The 16,669-nt window shown below is 62.2% G+C and carries 8 protein-coding genes; 6 read left to right on the top strand and 2 right to left on the bottom strand.

Annotated elements, in window-relative coordinates:
* The first annotated feature begins 151 nt into the window (after positions 1–151).
* From C41B8_RS05345 to C41B8_RS05330, 4 genes are read left to right on the top strand one after another with little or no spacing between them, the layout of a single operon-like run.
* Positions 152–583, top strand: coding sequence for a GNAT family N-acetyltransferase (locus C41B8_RS05345; RefSeq protein WP_198025064.1), 432 nt, complete (start codon positions 152–154; stop codon positions 581–583).
* Positions 576–1,691 carry a tail fiber domain-containing protein gene (locus tag C41B8_RS05340; RefSeq protein ID WP_198025063.1) on the top strand — a complete coding sequence of 372 codons (1,116 nt, stop codon included), beginning with the start codon at positions 576–578 and terminating at the stop codon, positions 1,689–1,691. Before C41B8_RS05345 ends, C41B8_RS05340 begins: the two co-directional genes overlap by 8 nt.
* On the top strand, positions 1,684–2,556 hold the full coding sequence (locus tag C41B8_RS05335) for a hypothetical protein (RefSeq protein ID WP_037335141.1): 873 nt from the start codon (positions 1,684–1,686) through the stop codon (positions 2,554–2,556). Before C41B8_RS05340 ends, C41B8_RS05335 begins: the two co-directional genes overlap by 8 nt.
* Positions 2,557–2,565: 9 nt before the next feature.
* Complete coding sequence (locus tag C41B8_RS05330) at positions 2,566–12,219, top strand: LPD38 domain-containing protein (RefSeq protein WP_037335138.1); 9,654 nt, start codon at positions 2,566–2,568, stop codon at positions 12,217–12,219.
* Here C41B8_RS05330 and C41B8_RS20370 read toward each other — a convergent pair.
* Positions 12,143–12,676 (bottom strand): hypothetical protein, encoded by a 534-nt coding sequence (locus tag C41B8_RS20370; protein WP_156962415.1) that lies wholly within the window; start codon positions 12,674–12,676, stop codon positions 12,143–12,145. The genes C41B8_RS05330 and C41B8_RS20370 overlap by 77 nt on opposite strands.
* A gap of 60 nt (positions 12,677–12,736) precedes the next feature.
* Entirely contained in the window at positions 12,737–12,907 is a 171-nt protein-coding gene (locus C41B8_RS20365) for a hypothetical protein (protein ID WP_156962414.1), read from the bottom strand.
* A gap of 519 nt (positions 12,908–13,426) precedes the next feature.
* Between C41B8_RS20365 and C41B8_RS05325 the strand changes: the two genes are divergently transcribed.
* Positions 13,427–14,401: a sugar-binding transcriptional regulator gene (locus C41B8_RS05325; RefSeq protein ID WP_037335135.1), complete on the top strand. Its 975-nt coding sequence runs from the start codon at positions 13,427–13,429 to the stop codon at positions 14,399–14,401.
* Positions 14,402–14,796: 395 nt separating this feature from the next.
* Positions 14,797–16,539: a hypothetical protein gene (locus C41B8_RS05315; protein WP_156962413.1), complete on the top strand. Its 1,743-nt coding sequence runs from the start codon at positions 14,797–14,799 to the stop codon at positions 16,537–16,539.
* Positions 16,540–16,669 lie beyond the last annotated feature (130 nt).

Here is a 16,669-nt window from a genome sequence, read left to right as displayed (position 1 = left end):
AATCGGGTGCAGGCCACGCGGGGCGAACGTACCCTGAGCCCAGGTATCGGACCAACCGAGCCCGGATTGTCGCGAGATGGTCCGGGCTTTTTCGTTTATGGGCGATCAGAAGAAAGTTATCCGGATCAGACTGGGCAAGCAGAGCGATGCCGTGGCGATTTATCGCCTGCTCGAAGAGGCCTATAGCAACAGCGTTGATTATTCGCCCATCGACGAAAACCGTCTGATGTGCTGGATCACGCGCACGATCGCCGAGGGCGAAGTCTGGGTTGCCGATCTGTCGGGCCGGGTCATCGGCTCGATCGCGCTGGTCGACTTCCAGTTTCCGTGGTCGGAACGTGTGGTGCTGACGAACAGCTGGCTTTATGTCCTGAAGAACTTCAAGGCCCGCGGTACCGGGCGGAAGCTGATCGAGGCGGTCGTCAAGTCGGCCGACGACAAGGGTGGGGCGCCGCTCGTGATCGGCACCCATTCCGGTAGTGACGCCGATTGGAAGGACGAGTTCATCGGCCGCTTCGACGGCATGGTCTATCTCGGCGGCAGTTTCTTCCGGCCGCCCTATGGAGGCGCGAGCGATGGGTAGTTTATTCGGCGGCGGCAAGAAGACGTCGAGCCAGTCGCAATCCACGCAGCTCCCGTCCTGGCTGTCCGGTGCCTCGAAAAAAGCCGTCAACATGGCGGAGAACATCGCCGACCGCCCGTATCAGGGTTACAGCGGCGACCGGGTGGCCAATGCCACCAACAACGAACAGGCCGGGTGGCAGGTCGCCAATGGCATCACTGGCTCGTATCAGCCGTATCTGACCCAGGCGGCGGATGCGCTCGGCAACGCCAATCAGAACCTGACCGGCGCCGACATCTCGTCGTACATGAACCCGTACACGCAGAACGTGACGGACGTGGCGGCGAACAAGATGTCCGACCAGTTCGCCCAGCAGCAGAACGCCCGTGACGAGAACGCGGCCCAGAGCGGCGCATTCGGTGGCCTGCGCTCGGAGCTGGGCGATCAGTACGCGAACAAGCAATATCTCGACGCGATCGGGAACCTGTACACCCAGAACATGGGCAACGCCTATAACTCGGCGGTGAATAACTGGCAGGCCGATCGGGCGAACCAGTCGGCGTTGGCCGGCCAGTACGGCAACATGGCGAGCAATGCGGCGGGCTTGACCAGTAACGCAGCAAACACGCTCATGGGGGCAGGGCAGGAACAACGCGGCATCAACCAGGCGCAAGCCGATGCCAACTATCAGAATTTCCTAGACCAGCGGAATTGGGGCACCAATAACCTGAACACGCTGCTTGGCGCCGTGAGCTCGGTGCCGCATGGCCAGACGACGACCAGTACGGCGACTCAGGGCAGCGACCCGAGCACCGGCCAGAAGATCGCGTCCGGCATCGGGACCGTGGCATCGATCGCTGGCATGTTCTCGTCGAAGGACTACAAGACCGACAAGCAACCGGTCGAGGGCAGTGTGCTCGCGAAACTCGCGTCCATGCCCGTCGATACCTGGCGGTACAAGGGCGATTCCGAGCGCCACGTCGGGCCCTATGCCGAAGACATGCAGGAGCATTTCGGCGTTGGCAACGGCAAGCAGATTCCGATTATCGACGCGATCGGCACGCAATACGCGGGCCTGAAGGAGGCCGCGCAGCGGATCAAGAAGCTGGAGGACAAGGCCCATGCCTGATTATGGTTCCCTGGCCGATCTGACCCTGGCCAACGCTCAGCCGCAGAACTACAGCTTGGGCAGTCAGCCGCCGGCGCAATCGCAGACGCCCGACCAGGAGGGCAGCATCTTGTCGCGCCTGCACGGCCTGGTGGCCCAGCCCGGCGCGTACAACCGACCGGAGTTGAGCGGAGATGACAAGCGCCGGGTGTTGCTCAATACCGGCCTCGCGCTGATGCAATCGACGCAGCCGGGCACCGGCGGCCTGTTTGCCAATCTCGGCCGCGCCGGACAGGTCGGCGTACATACCGCGAACCGCATTGCCGATCGCAAGCTACAGGGCCAGGAGGCCGCGCGGCAGTCGGAACAGAGTTATCTGCAAGACCTGCTTGGCCAGTACAACCAGGATCGCCAGTTCGATGCGGGGCGCCAGGATGCGCAGTTCAATCATCAGGCAACCCGGGCCAAGTTCGGTCTGGACAAAGCGCAGCAGGCGGCCCTAGACAAGTACCGACAGGCCCAGATCGCACTGGATCGAGACAAGACGGCATCGCTGTCCGATTACCGCAATCGAAAGTTGGCCCAGGACGGCCGGCTGACCGATGCGCGCATCAATTCGCTGCAGGCCAAGGCTCAGAAGGATCGGGGCAACGGCGGCCTGAAGGCCGGCCAGGTCCGGCTGCGCAATGGCCAGACCGCGACCATGGACGACATCCGGCAGCTTTATAACGCGCGCTATGGCAAGTGGGACCCGATGTCGCAGCAATATTCGTTCGGCCAGAACGCCCCGACGCTCGACCAGTTCTTTAGCCAGATCACGACGCAGGACACGGATCCGTTCAGCAACCCGAACAAGCAGGCAACCGACCCCCTGAGCTTGCGCTAGGAGCCGCCGATGGCGAATGGCAACGACCAGCCGGGCAAGCTGAGCGCGTTTCGTCAGCGGTACCCGCAGTACAACGATATGTCCGACGACGCGTTGGCGTCGGCCCTGCACAAGAATTTCTATTCGGACATCCCCGAGGATCAGTTCCGCCAGCAGGTCGGGCTACAACCGACGGCGCCGGCCAAATCCGGCGGCGATGGATTCCTGTCCAGCGTCGGCGACCTGTTGTCGGCCGGGCCGAGCGGGCCGATCGATTCGCCGTCGCGGCTGGAGCGGGAAACGGGACAGTATGGCCAGCCTTCGCAGCCGCTGGCGGCTGAACAGCGAGATAATCCGACGCCTGCTCGAGCCGGGAGTTCCGATAACGGAACATCGGGCCCACAGATGAGCGCGTGGCACCCGTCGCTGCTGCAGCGGATCAACGGCTTTTTCGGTTCACCCGACCGAGCGCGCGCGGCGAACGCGGTCGCTGCCGAAGAATACGCCAAGCGCACGGGCAAGCCGAAAGAGCAGTTCTATACCTCATTGGGCGGCCATCGGCCGATCCTCAACCCGGAGGGCGAGAACAGCGGGGCCTATGCGGAGAAGGCGGCTCAGGTGCTGGGTGGCGAAGCCAAGCATCTGCCCGCCGATGTCGCCAACTCGGTGCTACGGACCATCCGCGGCGGTGATCGCAGCGTCAAGGATTCGTGGATCGACAAAGCGATCGACGCCACGAACCCGGACAGCAAGGCCTATCAAGACCCGAACTTCGACAGTCTGCGCGGTATCGGCCAGTCGCTGGCGTTCTCGGCCGTTGGGCTTGGCTCGTTTCTGGCCGGATCGGCGGCCGGCAATCTCGTGGCCCCAGGCGTTGGCACGGCCGCGGGCGCCACGGCCGCGGGCGCTGCGGCGTACCGGAACCAGTTCGATTCGTTCATGGATCAGCTGCATGACCATGCCGACCGTGTGTCGCAAAAGCTCAACGGCCATCCGCTCACGCAGCAAGAGTGGGGCGATCTCTACGACAAGTCGAAGAACTATGCGCGCCTGTACGGCGGCGCCGAGGCGCTGACCGAGCCGGCCGGCGAAGCGATGATCGGCAGCACGCTAATGAAGTCGCTGGCCAAGAAGCAGGGCGTCGGCGAGGTCGCGCACCAGTTGGCGCGAACCTTCGGGCTTGAGTTGCCGACCGAGACCATCACGCAGGTGCTGCAGAATCGCGCCGAATACGGCACGGGCATGACGCGCCACAAGGTTTCGGCTGGCGAGGCGCTGCGTCAGGTGGCGGTGCCGACGATCGCGGTCACCGGTTTGCTGGGCGGCGGCAGTGCGTTGACCGGCTCGGCGATTCGGCGGGCGTCTCAATCTGGAAGCCAGGCCGCGGGCGACACCAAGACAGCAAAAGCGTCTCCGGACCCCGATGCAATCATCGAGAAATCGATGCGTAGCGATACGCCGTTGTCGGACGCCGACAAGCAGGCGCTGGTCGATGCCGGGCTGGCCAAGCGCATGGACAACGGGCGCGTGATGCCATTGCCGCGCATGAAGCGCCGGGCAAAGCAGATCCTGGACGGTGAGGTGACGCCGACCCCTGAAGAACAGCCGAGCGTTTCAAGCGATTCATCCGGGCCGTCGGGCGTATCGCCTGATGAGGCGCCGGCCTGGCAGCAGACGCGCCGCCAGTTCTATCAGAACCCGGCCAATATGGGCCGCGATCACGAAGAGGCGGTGGACCAGGCGCTGCGAGCTGGTGAACCGGTATCGCCTCAGGTGATGGTCGATTATCCGCACCTGATCGAGGACCAGCAGGCTGAGCATGGCGCGATCGATCAGGCGACGGCCAGCGCATCCGACGTCCAGCAGCAATCCTCGGCAGAGAACGGGGCAGAAGATCAAAGCGCGCTCTCGCCCGAAGAGGTGACGCGCCGGGCGCGCGAGGGCGTGGCAAAGACGGCGTCGGTCCCGACGATGATCACGCAGGATATGCGACGGCGGCTGCGTGACGCTGGTCATTCCGATGACCAGATCCGACAGATGACGCCGCAGCAGGCATGGGATCACCTTTCCGAAGCGCGCCAAGATCAGGCGGACCAAGGCGACACGGCGCGCGAAACGCCAGCGCAGCCTGATGCTGGCAGCAAGCCGGCGGCACGCCCAGTGAAAGCTAGCGAAGTGCGCCAGGCTATTGGCGCCGATGTCGGCGATACCGTCACACCATCGGGCGCGATCGGGCATGGCAAAGCCGATACACCCTATCGCGTGGATGACATCGATCGCCGTGGCCACGTTCGCGTGACCGATACGCAGGACGGCAGCAGCACCAGCTGGTCGCGTGGCGAGCTGCAACGTGCGCTCAATGAGGGCGTGACGTTCACGAAAGCCGATGCTTCGGGCGCGACTTCGTCGGACCGGTCGGTACCGGATTCCCGTCGCTCGGTCACTACCGGCCGCGGCGACAAGGTCGACGTACAGGGCGAGTTCGTGGATGCCAATGATCTGGTGGCATCGCATACGGCTCAGGGCAACGTGAACCCCTCGTTCCCCGAGAGCTTGCAGCCGCGTGACCGTTCGCGCGTTTCGAGCCAAGCGCAGATCGGCCACATGGCACGTAACCTCGACCCGGAACTACTGGACGACACGGCCAAGGCCAGCGACGGCGCGCCGATCGTGGGCCCGGACAACGTGGTCGAATCCGGCAACGGTCGCGTGAACGCCATCCGCCATGCCTATGCCGCCGGCAACGCCGACGCATATCGCAAGTTCGTGGAGCGCAAGGCCCAGCGCGCCGGCGTCGATCTGTCCGGCATGGACAACCCGGTCTATGTCCGGCGGCGCACGACGGCCATGGATGACGGCCAGCGCGCCGAGTTCGCCCGTCAGGCCAACCAGTCCGATCTGTCGCAGATGAGCCCGGCCGAGCAGGCGCGATCCGATGCCGAGCGGCTCACGGTCGATGACATGGCACTGTTCGACCCCAGCGACAACGGCAACGTGCTGGCCGCGTCCAATGACGAGTTCCTGCGACGCTTCGCGCACAAGATCGGCGATGACGAAGCGGCGAGCCTGCGCACCGGCGACGGCCGCTGGAACAAGCGCATGGCCGATCGCGTGCAGGGCGCTGTGTTCGCGAAGGCGTACGGCGATGATCGGTTGCTGAATCTGGCGGCCGAAGAATCCGATCCCGAGATCAAGAACGTGCTCGCCGGCCTGCAGCGAGCCGCGCCAGCTTTCGCCCGTGCCCGGGGTGCCGATGGCTCCTTGGGAGGTATCGATACCGCGAACATCCTGGCCGAAGGGGCGGACTTGGTGCGTGACTCGCGCCGGCGCAATCAGGATCTCGACGAGTTGCTGCGGCAACAGGATGCGTTTTCGCAGACCTCGCCCGAGGTGGCTGACGCCGCCCGGTTCATCGACGCCAACATCCGCAGCGGCAAGCGGCTGGGCGAGTATTTCAAGCACATGGCCGATTTGACCGAGCACTACGCGCGCAATGGGGCCGACAGCCTCTTCGGCGACGCAGTGAGCGCCGGTGATATAGTCCAGACGGCACGACAGCGAAGCGAGGCCGGTGATGGCCAACAAGCAATCCGATTCTCGCGGCCGGAGCAAGACGGCGATCTTTCGCCGGATGAGCGATCTGGCCAGGAAGGAAGCCAACAAGGCGGAGGGCGACGAGCCGAAGCTGGTCGATCCGAATCGGCCGGATCTCAAGCGGGTGAAGTAAGCCAGCCGCAGACGGCAGCAACCAACGCGCGCGGCGCAGACCAGCGAACACAGTTCAGCCGCAGCGCCATGAAGTCGGTCGAGGCCAATGCGGCGCGCGGCCGCGAAGCGATGAACAAGGCCTTGCTGGACAAGACCACGGTCCATCGCGCGATGTATCAGCCGGATCTCGGATGGGTGGACTTCGAGTATGGCGATGAGGGCGGACGGGTAACCAAGAAAGGCAACCGCCGTGGCGCCAAGGGGATCTCGCATATCCTCGAAGCACGTCAGCGGAAAGACGGCATGAGTCTGGACGATGCGACTCATTTCCTGACGGAAACCATACCGAACACGATTGCGCGCGGCGCCGTTACTCGACGGGCATCGCCGGGCCAGCAGCGCATGCAGCGCGCGACCGTTTCGTGGGATGGAAACGAGGTCAACCTGGTCAAGAATCCCGGTTCGAACGCGTGGCTATTGACCGGGTATAAGAGAACGCCCGATGCCACCAGTGCGGGAAATGACGTCACTGGCGCTATGCACCCCGCCGCTACAACTGCCCGCGACGAGGTGGGTGCGGGCGCTTCACAGAATAGCGTAACAGGCGGCGAGGGTGATGGCACGTCCCAGTTTTCGCGCGCCGGTCAGTTCTTTCGTGGGCACGGCAGTTTTGCATTCGACGACCAGGCGGTCGAGCGCCGTGATGCTTATCAACCGTATCTGCAAGAAGCACTGAATAAATTGGGGCGGCATATCCCGGTCACGATGATGACGATCCCGCCCGAGCAGGTCACGGGCGACCCCAGCGCGCGCGGCGTTGAAGGCATGTACACCGGTACGCATATCCTGCTTTTCCCCGGCAATATCGCGAGTAAAGAGCGGGCAATGAAAGTGCTACGCCATGAATCGATGGGGCATTTCGGGATGCAGCAGATTCTGGGCCAGCAGTTTCGCCCGACGATGACGCAGGTAAAACAGCTACGCGATCGCAGCCCGGCGATTCAGAAACTTGCCGAGGAAGTCCGTAACCGATACCGGCGGATTGATCCGGACAGCGACGAGTTTGCCGAAGAGCTTATTGCGGTAATGGCCGAGAACAAGGTCGATCTGCCGATCATGCAACGTATCAAGGCGGCCATACAGGCATTCCTGAGACGCCTTGGATTACGCAAAGGGGAAATCGGCGAGGATGAGCTTAATGCATTGATCGCGCAGGCCGGTCGCTATGCCTATGGCAAAGGCCGTGTACTGCGGATTCGCCCTCGTCCTTATACCTATAGCGAGCCGGTACCGACCTACTATTCCGAGATGGCCCGCGTGCTCTCCGAGAAGCTGCCGAACCGCGGGCCGGCCGAGCAGATGCGCCAGGCCATCGAGTCATACGCCAAGAAAGGCCAGATCAAGCCCGAGGAACTGGAATGGTCCGGCATCCAGTCCTGGCTCGACGATCAGGAAGGTACGGTCGAGAAATCTGATCTGCTGCAGGCACTGGCCGAGCGCGGCGTTCGGACTGAAGAAACAGTTCTCGGAAGCTCCGATCGCGATGATGCCATTGAGGCCCTGGTCGACGAGGGCGGGGGCAGAAACTACCAAGACGAAAACGGGAAGTACGGTTATCGCTGGAGAAACCCGTCCAGCGGCGAGCGGGTATTCGAGAACGGTTTTGATAGCCGAGATGCGGCCGATGAGGCGCTTCATGCGCGCATTGGCGCCATGATGGAGGACGGCAGCATCGAGCCTCCGGCAACGACCGGAGGCGTCAGATACCACGAATATACGCTACCCGGCGGCGACAACTACCGCGAGCTCCTGCTGCAATTTCCGCGCCGAGAGACGGACGCGCAACGCGCCGCGCGCGACGAAGCGACAACGCGCCAGCGTCAGGCGGCCGATGCCTACAACGATGTGCGCGATTCCGGCGACACGGAGACGACACGCGCCCGGGCACAGGACCTCTCGGCCGCGAACGACACGCGCCGCGAGGCAGAGACGGCGGTCATCAACGCGCGCCGCGCGTATCACTCCGGCCACTTCGAAGAGCCGAATATTGTCGCCCACTTGCGCATGAACGAGCGGCACGACGCAGACGGAAACCGTGTGCTGTTCCTCGAAGAGGTGCAGTCCGATTGGCACCAAGAGGGCCGCAAGCGGGGGTATGCCAACCACGAATCCAACGTCCCCAATTACACGGTGGAGGAAACGGATACGCAATGGAAAGCGGTTTCTCCGGATGGTCAGGAAGTAGCATCGGTCGGCAAAGGCGTTGCCGCCGCGCGTCAGGATGCCGAAGAATATCTGCATCGCTATATTCACGATCGCTCGAACGAGGCGGCGGAAGAGGCCAATCGGAACGCCGTGCTCGATGCGCCGTTCAAGAAAACGTGGCCACTGCTCGCGATGAAGCGCGCGATCCGCTATGCGGCGGACAAGGGCATCGATCGCATTGCATGGACGACCGGCGCGCAACAGGCCGAGCGGTATGACCTGAGCAAGACGATCGCGAAGATATCTTATTCCGAGGCCGACGACGCCGCGCCCAGCGAGCGCGGCCATCTGATCGCCGAGACCCACAACGGCGAAAAGGCGATCAACCGGTATGTGGCGAGGGATGACTTGCCGGACTATATCGGCAAGGAGGCGGCCGACAACCTGCTGCAGCAAGAGCCGCAGTCCAACGGCACCGGATTCATCGCCCGCACGTTGGAAGGCCAGCAACTCAGCGTCGGCGGCGAGGGCATGAAAGCCTTCTATGATCAGATGCTGCCGAAGATGACCGGCAAGTACATCAAGAAATGGGGCGGCAGGGTCGGCGATATGCGTGTCCGCGCCGGCGACGAGGAAGTCGGGGTCCACGGGTTCGAGATTACGCCAGAGATGCGCGACGCGGCGTTCAAGGGGCAGCCCATGTTCTCGCGGCCGCCGCGGCGCGGCGACGTGCGGCTGGTCGGCCGGGACGAGAACGGCAACGTGCGGGCCGCGGCCACAGTGCAGGATGGCAAGTGGCTGATCGTCTCGCGCACCGGCGACATGCTCGGCTATGGCATCAAGAAAGCCGGCAACCGCCAGCGCGCTGAAGAACTGATGGGCGCCGATGGGCTAACAGTCGGAACAGAAGTTCCGGGCCAGAGCGATAGCAGCCAGGCCGATTTTCAGCCGAACCACCTGGATTCGCCCGAGGCAGGCTATTTCGGGCAGATGGCGCAGACGTTCGTCTACAAGGCACAAAACAAATTCGAGGCCCTGAAACGGCTCGAGACCGCAGTCGAAGCCCGCACCGGCGAGCGCTTGAAAGACGAGGGCTCACCTTATCTGCAGGAAACGCTGTATCACGGTCGGACCCGTCAGGCGATGGACGCTTTTGACGAATCCGATGTGCAGCCGTTGCTCGACGCGCTGCAGAAGACCGGTTTTCGGCTTCGGCCGGTGACCGAGTACGTGCCGGATCTGGATCAGGACCTGGCTGAGAAGTTTGGCCACCTGAGCGCCGTAGACGCCTACCTGTACGCGCGGCACGCGCCCGAGGCCAACGCCAAGCTGGCCGAGATCAATCCGGGCGAAGAAGCCATGTCCGGCATGTCCGACGACCAGGCGAAGCGCATGACCGATGCGCTGCGCGGCCGCGGCGAGTCCGACGCGCTGGACGACGTGGCTGGCCGAGTCGATCGCATGACCCGAGCGACGCGCGATCTGCTGGTCGACTCTGGACTCGAGAAGAAGTCGACCGTCGATCAGTGGGCGAGTGCCTACGATCATTATGTTCCGCTCAAGGGCGAGCCCGGCGGTCCAGGGAAAAACGGTGACACCGCATCGCGGCCCGGCACCGGTCGTGGCTTCGACACCCGCGGCTCGTCGTCCAAGCACCGGCTCGGCCGACACAGCGCCGCCCAGAATATCCTGGCCAACGTGGTGGCCGGCCACTACGCCACCATCACCCGTGCCGAGAAGAACAAGGTCGGGCAGTCGATGCTGCGTTTCGCGCAGGAGAACCCGAGCGATCTATGGGACATCGACCAGCCGATGACCAAGCGCATGCTCGATCCGGTGACCGGGCTCGTGACCCAGGCGCCGGACCCGAGCCAGCGCAATCGCGACAACGTGTTCGTGGTCCGCGTGAACGGCGTCGAGCACCACGTCGAGTTCAACGAGAACGACACGGATGCCATGCGCATCGCCGCGTCGCTGAAGAACCTGGGCGCCACCGAGATGGGTACGGCGCTCAAGCTGCTGCATGGCCTGAACGGCTATCTGTCGTTGGCCAGCACGTCGCTGAACCCCGAGTTCGTGATCAGCAACTTTGCACGCGACCTGCAGACCGCGGCGATCAACCTCAACGACACTGAAGCCAGCGCCATGAAACGGCGGATCATCGCCGACGCGGCCAGTGGCAAGGCGTATCGCGCGATCCGGCGCCACCAGAAGGGCCAGCGCGATTCGGAGTGGACCCAGTACTACCAGGACTTCCTCGATGATGGCGCGACCACCGGCTGGCAAGAGGGATACGAGAATCTGGACCAGTTTGCGACCTCGCTGACAAAGCGTCTTGATCGTGAAGCGCCAGGCACGTGGGCCTTTGCCAAGCGCCAGGGGCGCAACCTGTTCGAGTTCATCGGCAACGCGAACACCGCCGTGGAGAACGGCGTACGCCTGTCGGCCTATATCCATGCCCGAAAGGACGGCGTGTCGCGCCAGCGCGCGGCGGCGATGGCCAAGGATCTGACGGTCAACTTCAACCGCAAGGGCGAGAGCGCGGATGCGCTGAACGCCCTGTACCTGTTCTACAACGCATCGATTCAGGGCAGCGCGCGAATCATGCGCGCTGCCTCGAGCAAGAAAGCGCGGCGCTGGATGTACGGCGCCGTGGCCCTGGGTACCGCGCTCGACGTGGCCAACCGCTGGGTAGCCGGCACCGATGACGATGGCGAGAACCGATACGATCGCATCCCCGACTACGTCAAGCGCATGAACTGGGTGGTCATGCTGCCGCCCAATACGGACATGCCCGACTGGGTGCCCGGCTGGGCGCGCGGGCCCGAGGGCGATTACCTGAAATTCCCGTTGCCCTACGGTTACAACGTGCTCAACTACGCCGGCCAGAAGATCGGCCGGGCCATGGGCGCAATCGAGGGGAGCGTCAAGAACTACAACCCGGCATCCGAGGCGGCCGGTCTGATGATGTCTGTGATGGACGCCTTCAATCCGATCGGCGCATCACCGACGCTTCTCCAGCTGGTCTCTCCGACGATCGCCGATCCGCTGGTGCAGTGGGCCGAGAACAAGAACTTCGCCGGCCTTCCGATCCATCCGGAAGCCGACCCCTACGGGCCGCCGCCGCCAAACTACACCTTGTATTATTCCGGCGCTCGCGGCTGGTCCCGCTGGATTGCCAAGGAGTTGAACATGGTCAGCGGCGGTACCGAGGTGCAGCCGGGCGCGGTGAACATCTCACCGGAGCTGATCGATCACTTCTACGACTTCGCCACCGGCGGCGTCGGCCGGTTCCTGGCCGAGTCGGCGGACATGCCGCGTAAGACCTACGATCTCCTGGCACACGGCCAGGACTTCAACGCCTACGAGATCCCGTTCCTGGGCAAGGTCTACGGCACACCGCGTACCGGCGACTCGCGAGACCTGTTTTACGATCGAACGACCAAGCTGCGCTATCTCAAGCAGGAGTATGAACTGGCCCGGTCCCGTGGCGATCGCGATCGCTACCAGCAGTTACGGCAGCAGTTCCCGGGCGAGACCCGCATGCTCGGGATGCTCGATGGTCTGAATAAGCAGCTGCGGGATCTGAAAAAGCGCAAGGATCGCGTGATGAACGCGAAACAGCTCTCCGATGCTCGCAAGAGCGAGATCACGGACAAGATCGAGGACCAGCAGACGAAGCTGTATCAGCTGTTCAACCGGCGCTATCGCCAGACGGTGCTCGATCAATCCGGTACCGGATCGACTGGGGCGACGCGGACAGGATCGTGATCCGCGCGTTCCCTACGGGAACGGTCGGCCGCGATGTCGGGTCGACGCTGAACTGCGTCACGTTGGGCGGCAGCGCCTGAGTCTGACCCGTGGGCGGCAAGCTATAAGTCGTGGTCGACTCGCCATGCGCACCCATGGGCGTTGCCGTGACGTCGGCGCTCGTGTGCGCGAATCCTACACCGGTCTCGCTCATGGTCGTTTTGTCGGTATGGGCATCGACGTCGGTGACTCGCATAACGGCCCGACCGTTTCGCATGCCGATATAGCGAAGATCCGTTTCACCTGCGTAGGTCGTGCGGCCGAAGACGTCAGCTTTGCCGAAGGCATTGCGGAGTGCCTGGCGCTTTTGAACTTGGATCATTGACTGGCCGACGCCTGTCATATGGGTGCCCGGCCCGGGCTTGAACGCGTCGTGCGTCTTTACGGATGCGCAGCCGGCCAAGGCGATGGCCAGCACGAGTACTCTCCACTTCATCGAAGTCCCCCAAACCATTCGACTGATCCGAGCATAGCGAAGTCAGTGATCGCCGAACAACGTCCACCAAAGGAAGCCGACGATCAGCAGGATCTCGAAGCTGAATATCCAGCCCGCGTAGAGAGCCGCTAAGGCGAGGCCAACCGCATACAGCGGCTTTCCGTTCGGATGGCGCCACAACTGGAGTGGGGCATTGATAAGGCGCGAGAGCATAAGTTGAGGGTAGACACCTATTAAGGCGGCTGCACTCAATTCTGATTGTGAATTGTCCGAGGTCCTGAGTTTGCGCCTGTATATGAGATGATTTTTTGGGACGAAATTGAGACGGAAAAACCGATAGTAATGCGCAAAAATAACCAAAAGTGACTATTCGGAAATTTTATAAAAAGCAACAATATTAGTAAGTTACGATTTAAAATTACGCGTTCGCAATGCGAAGGTCGGCGGTTCGATTCCGCCCGGCTCCACCACAATCAAGGGATCAGGCTAAGCCTGATCCCTTTTTTATTGCTCGGCGTACGGCGTCGATGCAGATCAAATCGCGCATTCCGTACCGCGCGAAGACGCGTTGCTGCACGCTGTAGCCGTCAGTCTTTGGCGCGCCGTCTCAATCGATTGTTATCGCGATACATTCTCATGGCGCGCGACGCTACAACCATGGTCGCAATGACAGCGTTGTCCTTGCTGAAATAATTTTTCTCAATTGTTGAAAATTATTTCACGACAGGGTTCATGGCTGCTGACCGGCAAACCGACGATCTCGCGATCTACGTCGCGTGGCTGTCTTACATCGGGGGGTACACCCAGGCTGAGATCGCCGAGCGCCTGTCGCTATCTCGTGCCAAGGTTCATCGCCTGATCGGGGAGGCGCACCAGGCCGGGTACGTACACGTCTATATCGATCGTTCACCGCAGCGGCTGGTGTCGTACGAAGATCGAATCGCCGAGTGTTTCGGCCTGAGCCAATGCCTCGTCGTACCCGATGTGGAGGACCCGAACGATCGCCATGGAAATGTCGTGGCGCTCGGTTGCGCCGCTGCGCGTTACGTGCACGGTCGGATCGCCAGTGGCGAAGTGTCCTCGCTGGGCGTCTCCTGGGGGCGTTCTCTGGCCGAAATGACACGCCAGTTGCCGCGGGAAGCACACCCCGAACTGGCGATCGTGTCGCTTATGGGCAGTCTGACCCAGCAGTCCGCGATCAATCCGTTCGACGTGGTCTACCGGCTTGCCGAAAAGACCGGCGGGCAGGGTTTCTTTCTGCCCGTTCCGTTCATCGCCGATAGCATCGAGGATCGCAATGTCCTGATGGCGCAGCGCAGCGTGGCCGATGTTCTGGCACGCGCAAGAGAGATCGACCTCGGGATCGTGGGTATCGGTGCCATGGCATTGGACCAGCCGATGTTCATGGAAGAACGCGGATTGCTCGGAAAACGACAGCTGAGCGAGTTGATCGACGCCGGCGCGGTGGGCGAACTGGTCGGCCACTTCCTGGACTGCAATGGCAAGCCGATCCACATGGCGATGAATGAACGCACGATCGGTTTGTCGCTGGCCGAGCTCGCCGAGCGCGAAATCGTTGCCGTCACGGGCGGCGCCGACAAGGGGCCGGCAATCCAGGCCGTGTTGAACAGCGGCGTGATCGACCGTCTGATCGTTGATGAGCCGGCTGCGCGTTCTTTGCTTGCGGTGCATTCTCGTGCGGCTTGAACGGCTTGTATCGCCGATCGTGCCGCGCGGGGCGAACCGCGGGTGGGCGCCGACGGGCAGCCTCTTTCGGAACCGAAAAGTCGGATGTCGGGCTATGTTCGACTTTTCGCGTATGGGTAACGAGTCCACGGATCGTTATGATTCGCTTAACGGGGACTTGTTGCGACAGGGTTCAGGGGCCTGGATCGCTGCCGTGCCGGGTCGAATGAAGACGATATTCACCGGGCCGAAGGCAACGCGAACTCAAGGGGCAATCAGGATATTGATGTATCCGAGCGACATTCGGTCTGCGAGCCGGGTCGACGACACCAAGGCGCGGGCGGGGCTGGGACTCTCGTTCGCGCCGCGATGTCGGGCGCGCGAGTCGATTCCGGTATGACGGCTTAGAACATGATGTGAGCGACCAACCGGCCGGAGAGTGCGGCTTAGAGGAAGAGTCCGTTGAGCCGGCGGTTATCGAAGGGGCGTGGAGCTACTCCGCGAATATAGTAAAACTAGCCAATCAGGAGATCACTGTGGGCAAGCTAAGAATACAAGGGCGTTCAGCGCTCAATGGCCGCGTATGTCGTTATACGACATTGCTGCTCGGGACAACCGCGATGGTTTGTGCGGGCGCCGCCCAGGCACAGACCAGCAATTCCAGCGACGATATGTCGACCCTGAGCTTTCCGGAAATGTTCCAGAAGCAGGTTGTCGAAGGTTCGGAAGTACACGGCCGAGTCGGCTTCTACGACTTCCGCCGCTGGCACGACCTCAACCAACCGTATCCAGGTCAGACAAGTTCCCAGGCCAAGAGCGGCGACAACTACAACACCGAGAACACCAACTTCGGTGCGCAGATCGGTATTACCACCGGCCGTATCTACGGCTTTTCGTCCGGTGCCGCGTTCGTGTACGAGCGCGGCCTCTACGGCAATAATGCCGCTCGTACGAAACTGAACTGTAACCTGGCCGGCGAAGGCTGTGCTCCGAGCGGTCATACGGTTGCGAACCTGACCCAGTTTTACCTGCAGTTCAATGCGTATGGCTTCCAGCTTCGTGGCGGTCGTCAGCTGATCAACACGCCGCTGGCCGGTGCCGACCAGTTCACGTTCCTGCCGCGTGCTTTCCAGGGCGTCAGTGCGGTTTGGCGTCCGCTGGATACGATGGACCGCATGTCGTATTCGGGCGGTGGCTCCGCGCAGACTGGCGGCAATGGTGCGCAGGTCAACAAACCCAGTCCCGATCTGAACGCGAACTTCGAGACCGATCAGTATCTCCCGTTCTTCGGTCCGGGCGCTTCCGCCATGACCCAGCCGGAATGGCAGGTCTTCGGCGCCAAGATCACGAAGCGTGAGGCGCGTGGTACCGCCGACCGGTTCGTGGACGCCAACCGTTACTTAAGCAATGTCAATGGGTTCTGGTCTCTGGGTACGTCCTATCGCGATGTGCTGTCCAACGGCAGCCAGGTGGTGGGGCAGTACTACCATTACCGGTTCCAGCAGACCGAATCGGCCGACTACGGCGAAATTGGCTACATGGCGCCGACGATCGGCTCCGGGGCTATGGCTTGGGCGCCGTATGCGCGTGCCCAGGTGGTTGCCGCCTATAATGCGGACAAGAACCGTATTCCGGATGGTATCAACAGCCAGATCTACGGTCTGAAGCTGGGCGTGCAGAGCGGCGAAGTGGGCTTCTCCATCTTCGGCAACTTCTCGCCGGTGCATAACGGCTCGTTCAATCATGGCCAGATGTTGCATCCGTATACCGATCTGTCGGGCGTGATCTACACCGACACCATGAACGACGGTATTCTGGAAATGGGTCCGGGCTGGGCGGCCGGTGCGCGCATCGACTTCACCCCGACCGACAACCTGGCCATGTATGCGCGTTATGTGCAGTACCGCGCCAAGTACGGTCATTATCATGACTTCTACTTCAGCGGTGGTAGCAACAACCAGATCACCGACGCCAGCTTCACTGGCAACGAAGTCCGTAATCAGAAGAGTGAAGGCATCGGTATCGGTATCACCTATGACCTCGGCGGTATCTACAAGCAGCTCGCCGGTCTGAAGATCGGGGACAACCTCGGCATCACGAAGTTCGACGGCGCGCCGAACTTCTACGACAACCGTATCCGCTTCTACTACAGCTTCTAGTAGCGCGATCGGAAATCGCCCGGCCATCCGCAAGGATGGCCGGGCTTTTTATTGTGTATCGACGGCGCGAGACCGGTATGCCCGACCACAGAGCCGGGCGAAGCGGGTATACTCGCGAGTCGAATTGGTA

It is taken from the genome of Salinisphaera hydrothermalis C41B8, from assembly GCF_000732535.1.
In the GTDB taxonomy this organism is placed as follows: Bacteria; Pseudomonadota; Gammaproteobacteria; order Nevskiales; family Salinisphaeraceae; genus Salinisphaera; species Salinisphaera hydrothermalis.
Note: the sequence above shows the minus strand (reverse complement) of the source record. Positions and strands in the feature narration are given on the sequence as shown.